The organism is Winogradskyella sp. R77965 (genome assembly GCF_044594915.1).
Taxonomy (GTDB): domain Bacteria; phylum Bacteroidota; class Bacteroidia; order Flavobacteriales; family Flavobacteriaceae; genus Winogradskyella.
Map to the genome: position 1 here is coordinate 3,386,464 of NZ_CP138990.1, position 18,819 is coordinate 3,405,282.

The 18,819-nt window shown below is 33.8% G+C and carries 18 protein-coding genes; 9 read left to right on the top strand and 9 right to left on the bottom strand.

The features are described 5' to 3' along the window. Nucleotides 1-225 precede the first annotated feature (225 nt). The 9 genes from SJY34_RS15180 to SJY34_RS15220 all read left to right on the top strand — a co-directional run bounded on the left by SJY34_RS15180 (nt 226) and on the right by SJY34_RS15220 (nt 5,760). A complete protein-coding gene (locus SJY34_RS15180) occupies nt 226-1,122 on the top strand; it encodes a tyrosine-type recombinase/integrase (protein WP_400077094.1) in 897 nt (298 codons plus the stop codon). A gap of 22 nt (nt 1,123-1,144) precedes the next feature. Further along, nucleotides 1,145-2,362, top strand: coding sequence for a type IV secretory system conjugative DNA transfer family protein (locus tag SJY34_RS15185; protein WP_400077096.1), 1,218 nt, complete (start codon nt 1,145-1,147; stop codon nt 2,360-2,362). A gap of 75 nt (nt 2,363-2,437) precedes the next feature. Beyond that, entirely contained in the window at nt 2,438-2,908 is a 471-nt protein-coding gene (locus SJY34_RS15190) for a JAB domain-containing protein (RefSeq protein ID WP_400077097.1), read from the top strand. A gap of 15 nt (nt 2,909-2,923) precedes the next feature. Further along, entirely contained in the window at nt 2,924-3,715 is a 792-nt protein-coding gene (locus SJY34_RS15195; protein ID WP_400077099.1) for a DNA adenine methylase, read from the top strand. A gap of 22 nt (nt 3,716-3,737) precedes the next feature. Beyond that, the gene (locus tag SJY34_RS15200; RefSeq protein WP_400077101.1) at nt 3,738-3,953 is read left to right on the top strand and encodes a hypothetical protein; all 216 of its coding nucleotides are present in this window, start codon (nt 3,738-3,740) and stop codon (nt 3,951-3,953) included. Then, entirely contained in the window at nt 3,950-4,549 is a 600-nt protein-coding gene (locus SJY34_RS15205; RefSeq protein WP_400077103.1) for a hypothetical protein, read from the top strand. Before SJY34_RS15200 ends, SJY34_RS15205 begins: the two co-directional genes overlap by 4 nt. A gap of 29 nt (nt 4,550-4,578) precedes the next feature. After that, nucleotides 4,579-5,139: a hypothetical protein gene (locus tag SJY34_RS15210; RefSeq protein WP_400077105.1), complete on the top strand. Its 561-nt coding sequence runs from the start codon at nt 4,579-4,581 to the stop codon at nt 5,137-5,139. Then, a complete protein-coding gene (locus tag SJY34_RS15215) occupies nt 5,126-5,560 on the top strand; it encodes a hypothetical protein (RefSeq protein ID WP_400077107.1) in 435 nt (144 codons plus the stop codon). The genes SJY34_RS15210 and SJY34_RS15215 overlap by 14 nt, the downstream gene beginning before the upstream one ends. Before the next feature lie 5 nt (nt 5,561-5,565). Further along, nucleotides 5,566-5,760 (top strand): hypothetical protein, encoded by a 195-nt coding sequence (locus SJY34_RS15220; RefSeq protein ID WP_400077109.1) that lies wholly within the window; start codon nt 5,566-5,568, stop codon nt 5,758-5,760. Nucleotides 5,761-5,813: 53 nt separating this feature from the next. Here the strand turns inward: SJY34_RS15220 and SJY34_RS15225 are convergent, their stop codons facing one another. From SJY34_RS15225 to SJY34_RS15265, 9 genes are read right to left on the bottom strand one after another with little or no spacing between them, the layout of a single operon-like run. Continuing rightward, nucleotides 5,814-6,308 carry a 3'-5' exonuclease gene (locus SJY34_RS15225; RefSeq protein ID WP_400077111.1) on the bottom strand — a complete coding sequence of 165 codons (495 nt, stop codon included), beginning with the start codon at nt 6,306-6,308 and terminating at the stop codon, nt 5,814-5,816. Between the two features lie 7 nt (nt 6,309-6,315). Next, complete coding sequence (locus SJY34_RS15230) at nt 6,316-7,602, bottom strand: UvrD-helicase domain-containing protein (RefSeq protein WP_400077113.1); 1,287 nt, start codon at nt 7,600-7,602, stop codon at nt 6,316-6,318. A gap of 2 nt (nt 7,603-7,604) precedes the next feature. Beyond that, entirely contained in the window at nt 7,605-9,047 is a 1,443-nt protein-coding gene (locus SJY34_RS15235) for an ATP-dependent nuclease (protein ID WP_400077115.1), read from the bottom strand. Nucleotides 9,048-9,090: 43 nt separating this feature from the next. Beyond that, nucleotides 9,091-9,735, bottom strand: coding sequence for an ATP-dependent nuclease (locus SJY34_RS15240; RefSeq protein WP_400077117.1), 645 nt, complete (start codon nt 9,733-9,735; stop codon nt 9,091-9,093). Further along, complete coding sequence (locus SJY34_RS15245) at nt 9,711-11,204, bottom strand: DUF2779 domain-containing protein (RefSeq protein ID WP_400077118.1); 1,494 nt, start codon at nt 11,202-11,204, stop codon at nt 9,711-9,713. The genes SJY34_RS15240 and SJY34_RS15245 overlap by 25 nt, the downstream gene beginning before the upstream one ends. Before the next feature lie 4 nt (nt 11,205-11,208). Then, nucleotides 11,209-11,922, bottom strand: coding sequence for a hypothetical protein (locus SJY34_RS15250; protein WP_400077120.1), 714 nt, complete (start codon nt 11,920-11,922; stop codon nt 11,209-11,211). 6 nt (nt 11,923-11,928) lie between these two features. Further along, a complete protein-coding gene (locus tag SJY34_RS15255; protein ID WP_400077122.1) occupies nt 11,929-14,931 on the bottom strand; it encodes a type III restriction-modification system endonuclease in 3,003 nt (1,000 codons plus the stop codon). 14 nt (nt 14,932-14,945) lie between these two features. Further along, on the bottom strand, nt 14,946-16,802 hold the full coding sequence (locus tag SJY34_RS15260; RefSeq protein ID WP_400077124.1) for a site-specific DNA-methyltransferase: 1,857 nt from the start codon (nt 16,800-16,802) through the stop codon (nt 14,946-14,948). Nucleotides 16,803-16,856: 54 nt separating this feature from the next. Then, nucleotides 16,857-18,776 (bottom strand): site-specific DNA-methyltransferase, encoded by a 1,920-nt coding sequence (locus SJY34_RS15265; protein WP_400077125.1) that lies wholly within the window; start codon nt 18,774-18,776, stop codon nt 16,857-16,859. Nucleotides 18,777-18,819 lie beyond the last annotated feature (43 nt).

Below are 18,819 nucleotides of genomic sequence, written 5' to 3' on the forward strand. Positions count from 1 at the left end.
AAACCCTTATAAAATAACATTATAACTGCGCGTGTAGCTCAGGTGGTTAGAGCGCGTCACTGATAATTTCGAAGGCGCACTTTAGACCACATACTGAGGCAAATAGTACTGTATTTATAAAGGGTTTTAGCTGTTTTTACAGCTTAAAAAAATCACTTTTACGACCACATCACTTATATACTCGCCCATTAAACACTCCAGTAGATCGATGCAAGCATCATATTTATGCACATCGAACAACTACTGGAGAATTTTTGTAATTACTCCAAATTTATAAAAGGACTTACCGACAATACTATAAAAAGATATAAGGAGAACATTCAAAACTTTATTGCAATTACTGAGATTGAAAAATTTGATGACTTAGATGAAAAAAAAGTTTTAAACTTTTTCTTTCTAGGTCGAGTTGAGAAGAAATGGAAAGCAACTACCTACAGAACTTACTATATGACTTTAGTTGTTTTCCTTGATTGGGCTATTGCTAATAATCATCTAGAGACAAATTACGTTAAAGGGATTGAACTTCCTAAAATACCTAAAGCACTCCCAAAAAATTTATCAAAGCAACAAACAAACTGTATCCTTGAAACCGCACTTAACTATCCTTGTTCTCATCGCTTTATTCGCTATCGAAATCATGCCATATTATCTACGTTTGTTTTTGCTGGTATTCGTAAAGATGAACTTTTCAAGCTCACCCTTGATGATGTTGATATTCAAAATAGGACTTTATTTATTAATGGTAAGGGAGAGAAGCAACGAATCATTCCTATTAGTTATCGTTTGGCAGAAATCTTAGAACGATATTTTAAGGAACGTCAAAAACTTAAAAAGACTTGTCCTGCATTTTTCACCTCCTTTCGTTTGAATAAGGCTTATACAGATGCTGGACTAAGACGAGTAGTAAGTTCTATACGAGAATGCTCTGGTATTTATTTTCGACCTCATGTTCTAAGACACACCTTTGCAACATTAATGCTTGAAGGTGGATGTGATATCTATTCACTCTCTAAGATGATGGGTCATAACGATATTAAAACAACAACGCTCTACCTATCAGCTTCAGCAGAACACTTACGGAATATTCTACTGAAACATCCACTTGAAAAAAACAGCTTTTAAGCTGTTTTTTTGTCTATAAAGAATGAGTTTTTCTCTTTTCTCATTAGCTCATACTAAAGCTATGACTAGTTCTAATCCTATTAGCTATATAGCTGTTACTGACTTTAGAGATGTTCGACATCGTTTTGGAATTTTAGAATCCGATCGTTTCATGCATACCTATATTCTTGGTAAGACAACCAGTGGTAAATCAAATTTAATTTTGACTTTATGTTTACAGGACATACAGCGCAATACTGCTGGCGTTTTTCTCTGTGATGTTCATGGTGATCTTATTGAAATTTTACTCAAGCATATACCTAAACATAGAAAGAAAGATCTGATCTATCTAGATATTCCAAATCCGAATCTAAAGATTGGATATAATCCGATTAAAAAGGTTCCTTATGAAATGCGCTCACTGGTTGCAAGTGGAATCCTAGAGAGTTTTAAAAAGCTATGGAGTTCCTCGTGGGGACTTCGCCTAGAAAACCTTTTGAGGATGGCGCTACTAGGGCTCTTAGATCAACCTAAAGCAAACCTCAAAGACGTATTAAGGATTTTACAAGACTCAAGCTATCAAAAGGCTTGTCTACAGCATATTGTAAATCCAGAAGTCAAACGATTTTTTTCTAAAGAACTACCACAGCTTTCCACCGCTGTACTACATCCTATTTTAAGTAAACTTGGAGCTCTTTTGGTTCATCCTAGTGCAAGTAGGTTTCTTGTAGAGAATCCAGACTCACTTTCCCTTTTTAAAGCAATGAATGAAAAGAAGATAGTGTTGGTGAACTTAAATAAAGGTCGATTAGGTGGCGATGTAGCTCATGTACTAGGTTCCATTTTAATATCAGGTATTTACAACAGTTCACTTGCTCGAGTTGTTTTGCCAGAAGAAAAGAGAATTCCTTTTCATGTTTATCTTGATGAGTTTCAATACTACACCACCAATATTTCTGATATGTTCTCGGAACTCAGGAAGTTCAAAGTATCGCTCAATATCGCCCATCATTACCTTCAAGAAATTTCTGATAATCTAAGGCACGGTATTCTTGGTAACATTGGAACGGTTATCTGTTTCAGAATTGGAGCAAACGATGCCGAGTTTATGATTAAGCAACAGTTCAAGGAATATAGCCCGTTGACTGTTGGTGATTACGTCTACCTTCCGAACAGAAGTATAATTATTTCTCTTATGATCAATGGTAAGCCATCAAAGCCTTTTACAGCAAAAACATTGTATTACAAGACTGTTTTATGACAAAAAAATATGAGTATTCTTAGATTTCCATGTCTGTAATACTCTTAGGGAACCTTCCTAAAACTTCATAGAAACATGAACACTCAACAAAGTGCTACGACGACAATCGTAGAATGCAATGAAATTGAAATTCATTACAAGCGTCCAATTTTTAATCCTAATAACAAAGTAGCATCATCAGAAGATTCGGAGCGATTCTTTCCTTCATTCATTGATGAAAAGCGAATTGATTACAAAGAGTTCTTTTGGGTCATGCTCTTAACTAATGCTAATCAAATTATTGGTATAAGTGAGATTGCTGTTGGTAATACGACTGGTGTGTCGATTAACGTCAAAGAGATATATCAACTGGCACTTTTAGCTAATGCACCAGCAATTATAGTTGCGCATAATCACCCTTCGGGAAAATTAGTTCCCTCTGAGGCTGATAGAAAACTAACCAGAAAACTTACTGATGCTTCTAAGCTTTTAGACATCACCTTACTCGACCATCTTATTTTAACCTCTGAAGGTTTTGTATCCTTTTCTGATAGCAATTGGATGTAAACCTTTTATCTATTTATGATAAAAACTCCAATTACCTATTACGGTGGAAAACAGAATTTAGCTAAACTCATCGTTTCGCTCATTCCAAAACATACAGTATATACCGAAGCTTTTGCTGGCGGTGCAGCTGTATTCTTCCTAAAAGAAAAAGTTCAAAATGAAATCATTAATGATACTGACAATTTTGTAACGGTATTCTATAAAGTGTTACACGAAGATTTTGATGCTTTAAAGTTAAAGATTAAGGTCACTGCATATTCCCGTGTGGTATATAACGTGGCTTTGAATATGTATAAGCATCCTGTATTTTTTACCGATTTACAACGTGCCTGGGCTTTTTTTGTATTAACAAATATGGGCTTTTCTGGACGCATTGGTTCCTTTGGTTGTTATACCAAAGGAACCAAAGCGATGGGCTGGGAGCGTAAAAAAAAACTCTTTACTCCAGAGCTTAAAAATCGCTTAAAAGGCACGCAGATAGAATGTACTGATGCGCTGAAAATTATAACTCTGAGAGACAGCCCTGAAACCTTTCACTATATCGATCCACCATACTTTAATAGTAACATGGGTCATTATGGAAACTACTCTAAGGATGACTTTATAGAACTTCTCAAGGTGCTTTCTAAGCTGAAAGGAAAATTTATCCTCAGTTCGTATCCGTCAGACTTACTTAGGCTCTATACAAAAGAGTTTGGTTGGCATACCAAAACCGTTGACCAACTCGTCACTGCAAATCAAACAAAGTCTAAAACAAACAAAACTAAAACGGAAGTGCTTACAGCAAACTTCCCTTTAGATCAATAATTAATCCTTAAAACAATTCAATATGAAAAAAGTAATCGATAAAACCGTTAACCTCAACTTGGTTGGTGTAAACGGAAACGCCTTTATGATTATGGGTGTATTTAGAAAACAAGCCAAGAAAGAAGGCTGGACACCCGAAGAAATAGAGGATGTTATGACCGAGGCTAAAAGTGGTGACTACAATCACCTTTTAGCAACCATTGAAAATCATTGCGAACCTATAAATGAAGAAGAATGAAATTAAGAAACTATAAACGAATTTTATTCTTCCTTAATAGACTTGAGTCATTTCTAGAGTCAGAAAAAGAATCAAAAGCTTCTTCTGAATTAGCGAGCTATTATACAGATAGTGAATTGCGAGAGATTATTCATTGGTTATATCGTGATGTATGGAGTAAAAACGCCCTAGGATTTATGGAGCGTCCACAATTGCTTGAGTTAATCAATAGCAATTATGGCATCTTACTTTGGACTATTTATAGCTTAGAAAAATCTATGACAGACACACCCAATATTTCTCAGAACGATATTGATGCATTCTTTCAAAGAACTCAAAACGAACTTCATTATTTGGCTTCAAAACCAGTTGAAGAATGGGATGAATATGATACTTCTAACTATCGAAGTCTCTTGGTGAAAACAGGTACTACTAAAAAAGTCTTTGCCATTTTTACAAGCGATGTATTGGCTGAGGATGTTTACGCGGTCACAACCAAACCTTCTTACTTCTTCGATACAAAATCGGAAGCTGAAAAAGAAATTGATACTATCCTTCTTGAAGGGAAATTTACCCGAGATGAACTCGTGGTACATAGCCTTTGGCTATTAACTTAAAACTAAATATTAATTTAAAATTTAATACTATGAATGCAACTATCGTAGATGTTTTAATAGAAAACATCAAAACAGACCAAGGACTTCTAGAACAAACAGAAGCGCAAATTGAAACAGCAAAAGAAAGCAAACGACAGGTCGTAGACCGTCTTAAAGATTATAGACGTGATGTTACTGTATTGCTTAAATATGCAGATGATGAACAACGTAAACGAATTGAAGAACTTGGATTCGACTTTTCGGAGTCGGAGAGAGGTCTCAATCCTGTAGCTTCCCTTGTTCTTGATATTGTTATGAAGACTAAAGATAATCAGCTTACTAATGCTGAACTATACGAAGCCTATGTAAAAACCTTTAAGAAGAAAGAGGATGCCTTCAATTATACAGAATTCAATATTAAATGTCGTTCCCTGTTTAATACGCAACGTTTACTTCGTAAAAAAGGTACAGACCCAAAATCGTCACGCGATGATATCATTTCTTTAAACGGACGTGTGTTAGCTAAAGAAGACGATAAGTCTATCCCAAAACAAACGGACGTAAAAAAGCCGAGTCAAACTGATAAAAAGCCAGCTCATGCAAAAGGATAATTATTTAGACCTTTTTGATAAAGAGCAAAAGGCTGTGGATCATTGTTTATGGCTCAATTTTAAGTACCGCATTGCTGGTATTAGTTTTGGAGTTATTAATGGTCCTGATAATAATTTTGCGGTTTGTGAAGAAGCAACAGCTCGAGAAATGGAAATGAATTTTTTGGATATTCTTCCTGAAAATCATTCTCAATTATATTACAAACAACTTGATGTTATTAGGCAAGACCAAGAACCTCTTCCCTTTTGGGAATCCATTATCGGAATGATATCTACTATGGATGGCGAGATCTTACGTTTTATCCTAGAACAAAATATTCCCTTGGATAAAATTATTCGGCATGAATTGGCACTTCGAGGGTTTGATAAAAATCATCGGTGGTGTGGATTTGATAGAGCTCGTGAAATTTGGTTAAAATGAGGAACTTGCAACAAGTCAGAATCATAACGAAGCAAGACCATGAATATTATTTAAAGGATTTTGGTGAAGAGCCTAAAAGTTTTCAATGTTATGTAAACTTAGAATTAGGCTTGTTGTATGACGAAAAGCACACTGTAATTTCTGTTACTTTTCTTAAAAAGAAAACTGTGATTATTGTGTATGCTATGAAAATTAAATAATATAAAACACTCATTGATTTGAGTGTTTTTAAATAAATTTAATAATAATCAACTTAGCTGTAATTATAATTAATCTCTTTTATGGCTTGAGTGGTGTTATATTCACTACCACCTCTGGTCATTCTGCCTCTTTCCGAAATGATATGGAGATTTTTTCTCGCCCTTGATGAAAGTACATATAATAGTCGTTTTGCGGAAGTATTTCCCCCATCGTCAAACCAGTGCGGAACATATCCATGAAGAATTCCAAAGGCGATAACAGTATCATATTCTGCTCCTTTCACTCCATGTATTGATGATATTGTTATTCCTTCTCTCTGTTTAAAGACTTTTTTAAAGCTTTCTATATTTTCAATAGAGTCGTTTCCTTCAGACTTTATTCTATCAATTCTCTTTTTTGAACTCTCAAAAAATGAACTAAAACTACTATTCAATGTTTGATATAAATCAAGTTCAATTCCAACTACCTTAAGAAATTCATTAAAGAATTGCTCCAAATATGTTAATCCATCTGTTTCATTAAGTTGAATAGAATTGCATATTTTCAAGATTCTTTTACTGTTGATTCCAGAAGATATTGGCTCCTGAAGATTCTAAATCATCAATAACCTCTTTTGCCCACCTCAATCTTCGAACAAACATATCAGGTGAGGGTTCTGTAAGTACAATTCTTGAAAGTTTATACCAAAAATTATCTAAATCCCTTGAAAATGGAGCCATTCCAGGGCCATTAAAGCTAAGGTCAGGCATTGCTATAATAAGGCTTCGAGTGATAGGTGCGAGATGAACCCATTGTGGAGCAACTATACAAATTTTATTTGGATGAATATTTCTTTCTTCAATATTGTATTTCAATAGCCTTACAATTTCGATAACTAAGTCTGCTACATAAGTTGTTTCATCATGCGTAATTACGCTGTTGTAATCTACATCCGTACTAGAAGGGATAATAGTATTTGCGTAAGTTTTGAATACGTCGAAATACCCAACTATATCTCTTGAAGAGCGATAATTATTCTCTAAATGATGAAGCTCGAATTTAAGCCCAGAAATCTTGCTTAGGTTTTCAAGTGAAATAGGATACCCGCCTAAATTGCTATAAATACACTGGTTTGGATCACCGACGATGAAACCTATGGTTTTTCCCTTACCTGCTTTATAAATCTTTCCAATAATATGATACTGAATATCTTTTGTATCTTGATATTCATCTACCAAAATATGAGTGAAGATCTTTGAAAGAGTTTCCGAAATGATTGGATGCCTTAAAAGTAGCTCATAAGAATAACTTAAGATTTGTTCATAGTTAATAGCGTGGTTCTCCCTTAAATAATCAAAATAACTAATAAGAATATTATCAATATGTACCTTTTTATTTCCTCCTGTAATTTTAGTTTGAATACCATCGATAGCTGCGTAATGTTCACAATCCCATTGAGTTACATTTTGTTTTTTGTATGGCTCACAAAAAGTTATGAGAAGTTCTTCTGACTCATGTGCGCTCAATATTCTAAATCCAAACCTTAAATCTTCGAGTAATGAAAAGTAAGGTTTTAAAATCCATTCATTACAAAAAGCATGGATTGTCCCTATCCATAGTTGTGAAGTATTAACTCCCAATAATTCTACACGTTCCTTTATTTCCTCGGCCGCAACATTAGTATAGGTAATTGCGATAACATATTTACGGGTGTCATTAAGCTTACTTAGTTCATAAGCAATTTTGTATGTAAGAGTTCTGGTTTTTCCACTCCCAGGGCAAGCAACTAACAAAATATTAGCCTCGTTCCTTATAACAGAGGTTTGCTTTTCATTTAATTCATCATTAGTCCAAACAAACATAACTAAATAGCTTTGAAGAAGTTTAAAGCTGCATCATCTCCATAGTCTCCTTCAAAAGCGTCAATAAGGTCTGTAATATTTAAATCATCATTCATAAACGACTCTAAGGCTGCTTTAGTTCTATCAAAATTAAGAGACTCATCATCTTCTATGTTCTTATGAATTCTATAATTAACCATATCTGAGATAACAGCTTTTCCAACTTTTGGAATAGCAAAGTTTAATGCATCACCTATATAATCAGGAATATAGGTTTTATGAGTAATATACTTGCCTAGCAAAATTGCAAACCATCCTTTACCAAGATTATTAGCCATGGTTAAAATTCTCTTACCAGCAACTCCTACATCATTAGATTCAAGCTCTTCCTTTGCAAGTTGAATGGTTGGTTTATCTACATATACATCTCTAAGTGTCTTAGCAACTTCATGGGAGTTGCCTTCTATCAAAAAGTCTACCTCAAAGGTATGGTCAGCATAGAAAGCATCAACCCAATCATTGTCTCTTACAAATTCATCAAGCCTAGTTTTTCTCTCAGCTCCTTTTATTTCAGAATTCTTACACTTACTCTTAAATTTCTTCTGAGCCTTACTGTCTCCTGCTTCAGTAGTATAATCCACTATTGAAGCATCTAGATCTGTAATAATTGCACATTTTCTCTGAATTCTATCATCATGAAAAATTTCTGCTATGTTTTCAAAACCTGTACTTCTTATATTGACAATACTAACACCAAGTTCATCAAGACTAACACCTAGAACATTTTTAATTAGCAAAGGTACCAGTAACTCCTCAGCATCCCCTTCAACCAACATTACTCCCTTTGCAAATAAGAGATTTGTTCTAATTGCATCAAGATACCGTTCAAGTTTTTCAATCTTATCCTCACTCAGTCCTCTAGCTGGCTGAAAAGAAATAGCATGATTTCTCCTCTTGCTTAAAACATTAATATTTGAAAGATTGCTGACTTCCGAAATTTGATTTGAATGAGTAGAATAGATTATCTGCGTATCTCCATAGTCTAATTTATCAAATAAAGTCTTTTGAATATGCGCATGAATGTGCGCTTCAGGTTCTTCAATGAGTAAGAAATTGGCGAATGTCTCTCTTGCTTTTTGGTAGTTAAACTCCAATAACTTTAACGTTAAATAAATGAGGTTTGCACCTCCTAAGCTAAGTTCATGTACTGCACCCTCGTAATCTTCATCTGGCTCCCCTATAAATAGCTTTAACGACTGAAGTAGTTTATTAGCCTCATCAGATAAGTTTGATTTAATGGTAAGTGATGATGGAGAGTAAGTTTCACCAACCGTTGATTTGATGGTATCTTTTATATTTTTTGAGACATCTAGAACATCTGGCAATTGTTCAATAGATTCATTTAGCTCTTTAACAGTATTGGATATTGCTGCATAATCGTTCTCATCAATATCTTCACTTTTCATCCTTAATAGACTCAAGAGCGGGTTGGTTCGTGTATTGTGAAAATCAGAAGACCACATCTCTTAAAGCTTGAATAAAAGTGAACGAAATTTCTTTTGTTATAGATAGTTGGTGAGGTATTTTTACCCCTACTTTAGAGGTGTCATCTGGAAAGGTGAACTCAACTGCTTCAAAGTCACCAACAATCTCTTTATAGATATTTTCGTCATTAAAACTTACACTACTCTTCCCAGTAAAGTATGTTTCATAATCATCAATGGAAATTTCATTGAGGATGGCATCTCTTCCTTCTGTATCCCCATTTTCTAATTGAGAAAGTCTTAATCGTATATCTGCTTTTGGTCTGAAAAACAAATTATATGTAGCCCTATCAACGGTATTGTCTTCTATATTACCAGTTCCATGAACAAAAATAGCTTGTATTGCTTCATCTGGTGATAAGTCCGCAAATTCAATGCTGATAATAATCCAATGTCCTCTCCAATCATTGAGACATCTATTGAAATCCCCTTCATTAAGTTTATATGACATTCTCAACATATTATCATCAAGAAGGAGTCTAATAGCTCTAAAAAGGTTCGTTTTTCCCGAACCGTTTTCTCCAATTATTGTATTGATGCCTTTTTTGAATTCAAAAAGAGTATTTTTAAAATTTCTGTAATTTATTAGTGATATTTTAGATATATACATATATTATTTAATTTCTTATACAATTCAACCATCGCCAAAGTATCCAATTCACAATAGGCTAAAAGGTTTTTTCTAACTTCTTCTTTGTTCTCGTCAAAGTCATTATCCATGACCATTCTACCCCATAAATCTAAAGCCATAGTTCCGTTTTGAACGTCTAAATCGTCATAACTCAACTCAGGCAATAATACTGGCAACACCTTTTTAATTGAGGTCGATCCATGGAATCGATAATCCACATAATCTGTTTTAAAAACATCTTCAAGGTCGAACATATTGTTGTTCATATAGGATAAATATTCTTCGTACTGAGGAAGCATTTCAATCATGTCTTTGTTTCGGCTCATTTCAAAACTAGCGTGCCAAGAGACAAAGGTTCCTGTCTTCCCTGTTGAGGTTTCCATAAACTGGTTAAGTTTATTCGGTAGTTCAAGTTCGTGTGCTAGGTACTCAAAATGCTCAATGGAACCATCGTGTTGCATTGAATGGATAGACACTTGAAATGGAATATGCTGATGTGGTTTAACACCATCAATTCTTGGAATTGCGCTGGCGTAGGTTTCGTAATCAATAAAATGTAGTGGAAATTCTAATGATGAAATTTTATTTTTAATTTCCTTATGATCTATAATAGGTTGATTTTGCCTCACTGATTCAACCTGTAATTGTTGTTTGTCATTAAGCGAATAATCGCTAGGAATGTCCGAAATAGATAAAATATCTTGATTGGTAAGCTCCATCACTTTTTTAGCTGAAATTCTTCCAATTTCATAAATACTATAATCTGGAATATCAGGGTTAAAATACTTGAAACTGTCGCAGTGATTTGATCGTGTGTCTTCTCGACAAGTACAGGTATTTAAGCTAATTGATTCTTTATTAATGTAAGTTACTGCGCTATTAATTTGATTTACAACGCTAGAGTAGAGGTCGTTAATCTGTTCTGTTACATCCTCTATCTCTAAGAGCTGATGAGGATTTATATCGCCTTGTCTAACATAGTCTTTGTTTAGGTGGATTATAGAGACTTGAGATACCTCATAACCATTCTCGATCATGGCATGTTTTTGAAAACAAGCATCCTTAAGATGATTATGTTTTTTATCCTTTTTAACACTGGTTGATGATTTTACTTCATAAATATGCCAAGTATCATCCTCTTTTTTTTCTAAAATATCTATACGTGCAAAAACACCTTTTTGGGTTTCAAAAGTGGCTTGAAAAAGTTGAGTCTTTCCTTTATCTATTTCTTGTTTAGTGAGTTCAGAAGAGCCAAAATCTGGAAGCTTTATAGCATCTGGAAAGAGTTTCTGTGCGTATTCTTCGACTTCATAACCTTCTTTAATCAATTTTTCTAAAAACAAAGAAAACTCACCTTTCGGGAAGTCTTCGGGTTTGTTTTTCAAAAGCCATAGTGATTTTGGGCAATTGAGATATTGAATAAAGTCTGTTTTGGTTAGTTGGTGCATAATTTTATAGCCAATCCAAGAACTTAGCAAAAGTGCCAAATTTTGAATTTTCAGGCGCTTCGCCTTTTAATATTCTATCAATATTTGAGTCGGTTAAGGGAAATGCAAAAACATTTCCATCTGTTACAAGATCATTTGAAACACCTTTTTTTGAATTCACGCAAATCATCCAGTAGTCTAGGTTCAAATCGGATGAGGCTTGTATTAATCGCCTTATACCATGAGGCCCTTTAGCCCCTTTCCAAGAGGGTCTTCTTTTGAACATTTTCACCAAACGTTCTGCTTCTTCTTTGGACGATAATGGCATCCATAACGTCGTCAATTCAATTGCTTTCCAGCCATCAGGTGTTTGCCATACATAGTCTAAATCCACGGTGTTAAACTCTCCCGACTTTACCGCAAAATCATAACTACAAGTATTTTCTTCATCTATTATTGAATTTAACTCTTCAGATTCAGGAGTTAGTATTTTTGGGTCGCTTGTATAATCTGCAAAAAATGAGGGTTTATCAGAATTGCTTGTGGGCCTATTGTCTTTCTGAGTATTCAAAGAATTGTCGGCATTTACCTCATACAAATAAGAATGAATATTATCATCTTTTATAAAAACAATAGGCCAAATGACGTTTTCATTTCCGTATATTTTAATTAAAGGATTAATAAAGACATCATTTACAGATGATGTCATGTGCGGATAATTGGGTTTCATTTGAGCCATACTTCTCTATTTTTTGGTTACTATATCTACAAAACTATCGTAACTATTAGCTACTTCTAACTTAATATCTTCTCCAAGTGCTTCAAAGTGTTTTTTTCCACATTCAATCTTTCCTTTTTCTGTAGGGCGTAAGAATTCCCATGACAAGGTTCCTTTAGTTTCAATAACGAAATAGAGTTTACTTGAGGTTCCATCATCCCAAAGTACGGCCCAATCAGGATTATATGTCCCAAGAGGTGTGTCAATTTTAAACCATGCTGGTAACTTGGCATAAACTTTAACTTCATCGCTTAATTCAAAGTCTTTGGTAATATCCTTTTCAATAGCAGAATCATAAATGACGTGATCGAAAGGGCTTTTAGTTGATTCAGCGAGGTTTTCTTTAAGGTAACCTACCAATTCATCGTTTTGAAATAACTCTTGTGTATAATAACTTTCTTCTCCAATTTTTTGATACGAAATGCCATCAATAATGAAATGACGCATTTCAGTTTTTATCAATCTAATAGATTCATCAATAAAACGTTGAGGATTGTTTTTAAAAGCTTCTAGACGTCCACTTTTAACCAAAATATCAACTATGGTTTTTCTAGTTAAATTAGTTTCGTTTTGAAGGTAACTTACAATATCAGGTAAATTGATGTATTTAGAATCTACAAGTGAAGTTGAGGTTACTGTTTCTTTTGCCTCGACACCTCCTTTGGTAATTTCAGTTCTTGCTTTTTTGAATACAAACTTCCCTCTTCCAGCTACTAGATTATCTCTTATAGATTCAGCACATTTTTCAATGAGTTTATCTGTATCAAATTGAACTGAATAGGTTGTTTTATATTTTACCTTGTCCCAAAGCGACTTAAATTCTTCACTTAAGAATATCTGTTTGTTGATTTTTATATGCTTTCGTTCATCAGCATTTTTAACATTGAGATTTCCGGCAATCTTTTTGAGTGTTTTAAGAATAGGTGTCTTTAAATACTCATAAGCTTCTGGGATTTCTACGTCATTATTTTTTAAATCTGTTTTAAGAGTGTCTTGAACTTTTCCTTTTAGGTCGATATATCCTTTTTCTAGCATGTAGTCATAAAGCTTTTGAGAGTTTTCTTCCCCAAAATATTTTTGATCTTCGTCTTCTGAACCAGTAACAAGATTTGCAAAAGTGTGGGTTTCTAATATTCCAAAACGAATACCTGTATCTTGCTCGATTTCTTTTTGAAGTTCGGTTACAAAGTCTTCATACGATTCGTTTGCCATCACGGTCAACGTGTTTACTTCAAACCCTCTAATACGTTCTCCTTCTTGGTTTACAGCCAGACGTAATCCACGACCAATTTCTTGACGTTTTTTCATATCTGAACTTGTCTCATTTAGAGTACATATTTGAAAAACATTAGGGTTATCCCAACCTTCTTTAAGAGCCGAGTGAGAAAAGATAAAACGAAGTTTAGAATCAAAACTTAACAAACGCTCCTTATCTTTCATGATAAGATTGTAGGCATCATCATCTGCATTAGTAGTACCGCTTGAATCTTTAAAGTACTCGTATTTATCTTTTTTATTACTCTTTTTACTTTTCTTATCGATAGAAAAATACCCGTTATGTATTTGGTTTACTTCCTCATCTAAATCTTTTATTCCTTCAAAAAGTGTTTTGTATTTTGGATGCTGAATTAGTTTTTGATACTCTTCTTCAAACATTTGAGCATATTTTCCATTATTAGCATTTCCGTCTTCGTCATATACACGGTAATTTGCTACCTTATCTAAAAAGAACAGGCTTAATACCTTGATTCCTTTTGGATTAAGAAATAACTCTTTATTTAAATGCTCCTCTATTGTTTTACTAATTTGCTTACGTTTAATCAAATCATCATCTACTGATCCAATGACTTGTCCTAAGGAGAGGTAATCTGGTTTGCTGGTAAAATCTATGTATTCATTCCCAGGCTCTGCGCTAATGTCTTTAATTATATAACCTTCATAAACTTCTCTTCTTGTTATATCTTCATATAAATCAACACCTTGTTTTAGCCATTTCTTTTCCCTTGTTAATTTTCCATTTTTAAAAGAATCTACTTCAACATAAGCACGTAGACCATTTTTATTATCAACCTTTAGAAGTTTGATATAGGCTTGATTGTGTACGTTTTCAACTTCAATTGAAGCGACTTCAATTTGTTTTACTAACTTTTGTTCGTAGGCATCAACAGAATCTAACTTGTACATTAAGTTGTGTTTGTCCTTATGGGTAGCTGAATAACGTAAGGTACACAATGGACTTAATGAGTTAATCGCCTCTTTTGCTTTTGAAGTTGTATCGACTGATTGAGGTTCATCAATAATAACTACAGGATTAGTAGAACTTATGTAATCAATAGGCTTATACCCACTTAACTTATCGTTAGTACGGTGGATAATGTTTGCTGAAGTTTCTTTTGTTGGGTCTGTAAAACTTTTACGAAATGCATCAATATTGATTACCATGATTTGGATATAGTCATTTGTAGCAAAGCTTCGTACTTGTTCTAGTTTACTTGAATCGTAGGTAAAGAAATCGTAGTTAACGTTGTCATAAATACCTTTAAAGTGGTCTTTAGTAATATCTAAAGACTTATTTGTTCCTTCTTTGATGGCAATTGAAGGCACTACGATGATAAACTTGGTAAATCCATATTTTTGGTTCATTTCAAAAATGGTTCTCAAATACACATAGGTCTTACCTGTACCAGTTTCCATTTCTACAGAAAAATCGTTTGATGTTAATTCTTGTGTTTGTTTTAAACCATTTCGTAATTGAATTCTTTGAACATTTTCAAGAAGTTCTTCATCTAATAGCGATAGCTTATTCCCAACACCTAAATCAGTATTAAACATGGATGCTTGACCATCTGTATTTTGAAGAGGAGCGACGGTAAAGTTGGTGCTACAAATTTCTTGACCTTCAAAAATATCTACTATGGACTTAATAGCTTCTTGTTGATACTCTAGATTTCCTTCAAATTTTAATTTCATTTCTTTAGCCATAATTAAATACTTCTTACTTCTTCAATATTGTGTTGCTTTAATTTCTGCAACACGTTTGTTTTTTCCGCACTATCTTTAAACCCGTTGTCTTTAAAAACTACTCTACAGATTTCTGGATTAAGTTTATTTTTCAATTCAGCAATACCTTCTGCTACTGCCACGTTAATTTCATCTGCTAGACAAACCAATAATGCGCCAGCACCTACATTAAACACTTTTGCTCCTACTAAGTCATGCTCTGTAATTGGTAACGTGAGGTCTAGACCGTACTTCAGTAGTATTTCAAATAACAAATCGTTTTCTGAACGTCTTTCTTTTATATTTTCTACTGCATCTAGTAGGTTTTGCTCTAGATTTTCTGCTTCTGGAGACCAAGTTTTAATATTTGAACTATCTAGTTTGAAAACCTTGAAGCCTAAGTCTAAATCTTTTGCTTTTTCTGGGTGTTCTTGTGTTATTTTGTTTCCAACTCTTCGTATGCGTTCTTTTCCAATATCTGCGATAGTTTTATATCCAGCTTTAAACGCTTCAGATTTTTCTTCTGTTGGCTCTGGAAGTTGCACTTGAATATGTTTTCTATTTCCAGTGTCATAAGAATTTAACTTCATTACTGCATGGGCTGTTGAAGCTGAACCAGAAAAGAAATCTAAAATAATATCGTCTTTTTCACTAGATAATTTTAGAAGCCTAATAATAAGGTTTGTTGGTTTTGGAGTATCGAAAAAATTATTTCCTTCAAATAGTTCCAAAACTTCTTTCTTCCCTTCTTTATTACTTGATGTGTTGTCCCAATAATTAGTTGTTGGTTGACCAGAACTTTCATGAGCATAAATTATACGTTGAGGAATTGCATTTCCATCTACACCAAAATAGACTAGATTTTTTTTAACTAATTCCTTGTAGCTATTTTCTGGATAAGCCCATAACTTATTATGCTTTTTTCCGTTAGGGTTTGTAATTTCATAATTGTAACCTCCTCCAGAAAGTCCTTTAGAAACAGTAATTGGTACAGGACGCCATTTTCCTTCAGGAAACTCTTTATTAGCCTCTTTATAACTTTTTTTAATATAGTCTTCAGATAATTCTTCACTATTTAAATCAAGGGTATCAGATTTTGAATATGAAAGAATGTATTCGCCTTGTTTTGATACATTTTTTGTATCACTTGATATCTCTTTTTTCCTTTTCCATTGAAAAGTAGCTACGAAATTTTCTTCTCCAAATATCTCGTTACAAACTTTTCGAAGGTTATCTACTTCATTATCATCAATAGAAATAAAAATCACACCATCATCTTTCAGTAAGTTTCGTGCTAGTTTTAATCGAGGATACATCATGTTCAGCCAATTGGAATGATAGCGACCACTAGCATCACTATTTGTACTTAACTTTTTACCTTTTTCATCTTTTTGCCCTGTTAATTCTAGGTAATTAGATAGGTTATCTTTATAGTTATCCTTGTACACAAAATCCTTACCTGTATTGTACGGAGGATCTATGTAAATCATTTTTACTTTTTGGTGGTAACTTTTTTGAAGTAGTTTTAATACTTCAAGGTTATCACCTTCAATGTAGAGGTTTTGAGTGGTATCCCAATCTACACTTTCTTCAGGAGCAGGACGGAGGGTTCCTGTACTTGGTTTTTGTGCTTCTTTACGAGCATTAGATTTACCATTCCATGTGAAGTTAAAGCGTTCGTTTTCGGCATCGATGTGTTCTCCTAGTGTTGCTTGGAGTTCTTGCCAGTCAATCTTCCCTTCTTTAAATACTTCTGGGAATAGTTGTTGTAATTGCTGGATATTTTCAAAAACGATATCTGCACTTTTACTTAATGGGTCGTTATGGTCGATTTTGTTCATTATCTTATTATATGATATTTTGAGCATTTAAAAAACGATGTTGTTTCATCGTTTTTAAATACTTCTTACTTCTTCAATATTGTGTTGCTTTAATTTCTGCATCACGTTTGTTTTTTGCGCACTATCCTTAAATCCGTTGTCTTTAAAAACTACTCTACAGATTTCTGGGTTAAGTTTGTTTTTCAATTGAGCAATGCCCTCTGCTACAGCTACCTTTATATCACCAGATAAACAAATAAGTAGTGCTCCCATACCTACACTATATACCTTGGTATCTGCAATTTCATGCTCTGTAATTGGAAGCGTTAAGTCTAAACCGTATTTAAGTAGAATTTCAAAGAGCAAATCCTTATCTGTTCTTCCCTTTTTAATATTCTCTACAGCATCTAGTAGATTTTGTTCTAGGTTTTCAGATTCTGGAGACCAAGCTTTAATATTCGAGCTATCTAGTTTAAATACTTTAAAACCTAAATCTAAGTCTTTGGCTTTGTCTGGGTGTTCTTCTGTTATTTTATTTCCAGCTCTTCGGATACGTTCTTTTGCTATTTCAGGAATGGTTTTGTAACCAGCTTTAAAAGGTTCACTTTTCTCATCAGTTGGTTCAGGTAACTGCACCATAATATGCTTACGGTTGCCATCATCTTCTACGTTTAAATTCATTAGTGCATGAGCAGTAGTAGCTGAGCCTGAAAAGAAATCTAAAACCGTATCATCCTTTTCAAGAATTAGCTTTAAAACATCTCTAACTAAATATACTGATTTAGGAAAATCGAAGGTTTTGTTCTCTAGTAAAGAATCTACAACCTTAGTCCCGAAGTGGTATGCATGGTATTTTTTATCTATCCAGTGTGTTTTAATTACTTGGCTTTCACGTAATTTTTCGTAAACAACTATTCGTTCTCCTTCCTTAACAGCAATTAAAGTACCGTCTTCAATACGCTCTTGGCAGGTGTCTGAAGTCGTTTTCCATGTACGTTCTTGACCAGATTCTGTTACAGGATAAACAGGAGTGAATCCCGCTTTTTCGTTAGTAGAAAGTTCCTTTAAATCCGAACTTACATAAATAGGATAGTAGAACTTTGGTTTATTTTCACGAAGACTGTATTTACCATCAGACATACGAATGAAATTTTTCAATCGATATCTACCAATATCATCCTGTAAATCAAAATTCTTTAATAGTTCTTCATCTAATACTACTGTTCTGAAATTACAATGTTCTTTGCTCTTGGCATAGAACAACATGTATTCATGTGATGTACCGAAATATTTAGCTTGATTTCTTCCTTCAGGTTTATGAACTACCGCAACAATACCAAGTTGATTTTCTTCACCGAAAATCTCATTACAAAGCACGATAAGATGAGCAAGTTCATAATGATCTATAGCAATAACAAAAACACCATCAGGTTTTAAAAGATTTCTACTTAACTTAAGTCTTGAATACATCATAGTTAACCAGTTACTATGATACCTACCATTGGCATCTGTATTGGTTGAGAAGACGTTATTGTTAAGGTCTAATTGCTTTGTTAGTTCTAGATAATTCTTGAGGTTATCTGAAAAGTCATTCTTATATAAGATATCTCGCCCAGTATTATAAGGAGGATCTACATAAACCAGTTTAATTTTTTGATGGTAACTTTTCTGAAGTAATTTGAGAACTTCAAGGTTATCACCTTCAATGTAGAGGTTTTGAGTGGTATCCCAATCTACACTTTCTTCAGGAGCAGGACGGAGGGTTCCTGTACTTGGTTTTTGTGCTTCTTTACGAGCATTAGATTTACCATTCCATGTGAAGTTAAAGCGTTCGTTTTCGGCATCGATGTGTTCTCCTAGTGTTGCTTGGAGTTCTTGCCAGTCAATCTTCCCTTCTTTAAATACTTCTGGGAATAGTTGTTGTAATTGCTGGATATTTTCAAAAACGATATCTGCACTTTTACTTAATGGGTCGTTATGGTCGATTTTGTTCATGTTATGATTATATGCTAAATCTTTAAATTTAAAAAACTATACG

Coding starts and splice junctions, on each gene's coding strand:
- SJY34_RS15180 (WP_400077094.1), top strand. CDS start 226: ATGCACATCGAACAACTACTGGAGAATTTTTGTAATTACTCCAAATTT.
- SJY34_RS15185 (WP_400077096.1), top strand. CDS start 1,145: ATGAGTTTTTCTCTTTTCTCATTAGCTCATACTAAAGCTATGACTAGT.
- SJY34_RS15190 (WP_400077097.1), top strand. CDS start 2,438: ATGAACACTCAACAAAGTGCTACGACGACAATCGTAGAATGCAATGAA.
- SJY34_RS15195 (WP_400077099.1), top strand. CDS start 2,924: ATGATAAAAACTCCAATTACCTATTACGGTGGAAAACAGAATTTAGCT.
- SJY34_RS15200 (WP_400077101.1), top strand. CDS start 3,738: ATGAAAAAAGTAATCGATAAAACCGTTAACCTCAACTTGGTTGGTGTA.
- SJY34_RS15205 (WP_400077103.1), top strand. CDS start 3,950: ATGAAATTAAGAAACTATAAACGAATTTTATTCTTCCTTAATAGACTT.
- SJY34_RS15210 (WP_400077105.1), top strand. CDS start 4,579: ATGAATGCAACTATCGTAGATGTTTTAATAGAAAACATCAAAACAGAC.
- SJY34_RS15215 (WP_400077107.1), top strand. CDS start 5,126: ATGCAAAAGGATAATTATTTAGACCTTTTTGATAAAGAGCAAAAGGCT.
- SJY34_RS15230 (WP_400077113.1), bottom strand. CDS start 7,602: ATGTTTGTTTGGACTAATGATGAATTAAATGAAAAGCAAACCTCTGTT.
- SJY34_RS15235 (WP_400077115.1), bottom strand. CDS start 9,047: ATGAAAAGTGAAGATATTGATGAGAACGATTATGCAGCAATATCCAAT.
- SJY34_RS15240 (WP_400077117.1), bottom strand. CDS start 9,735: ATGTATATATCTAAAATATCACTAATAAATTACAGAAATTTTAAAAAT.
- SJY34_RS15245 (WP_400077118.1), bottom strand. CDS start 11,204: ATGCACCAACTAACCAAAACAGACTTTATTCAATATCTCAATTGCCCA.
- SJY34_RS15250 (WP_400077120.1), bottom strand. CDS start 11,922: ATGGCTCAAATGAAACCCAATTATCCGCACATGACATCATCTGTAAAT.
- SJY34_RS15255 (WP_400077122.1), bottom strand. CDS start 14,931: ATGAAATTAAAATTTGAAGGAAATCTAGAGTATCAACAAGAAGCTATT.
- SJY34_RS15260 (WP_400077124.1), bottom strand. CDS start 16,802: ATGAACAAAATCGACCATAACGACCCATTAAGTAAAAGTGCAGATATC.
- SJY34_RS15265 (WP_400077125.1), bottom strand. CDS start 18,776: ATGAACAAAATCGACCATAACGACCCATTAAGTAAAAGTGCAGATATC.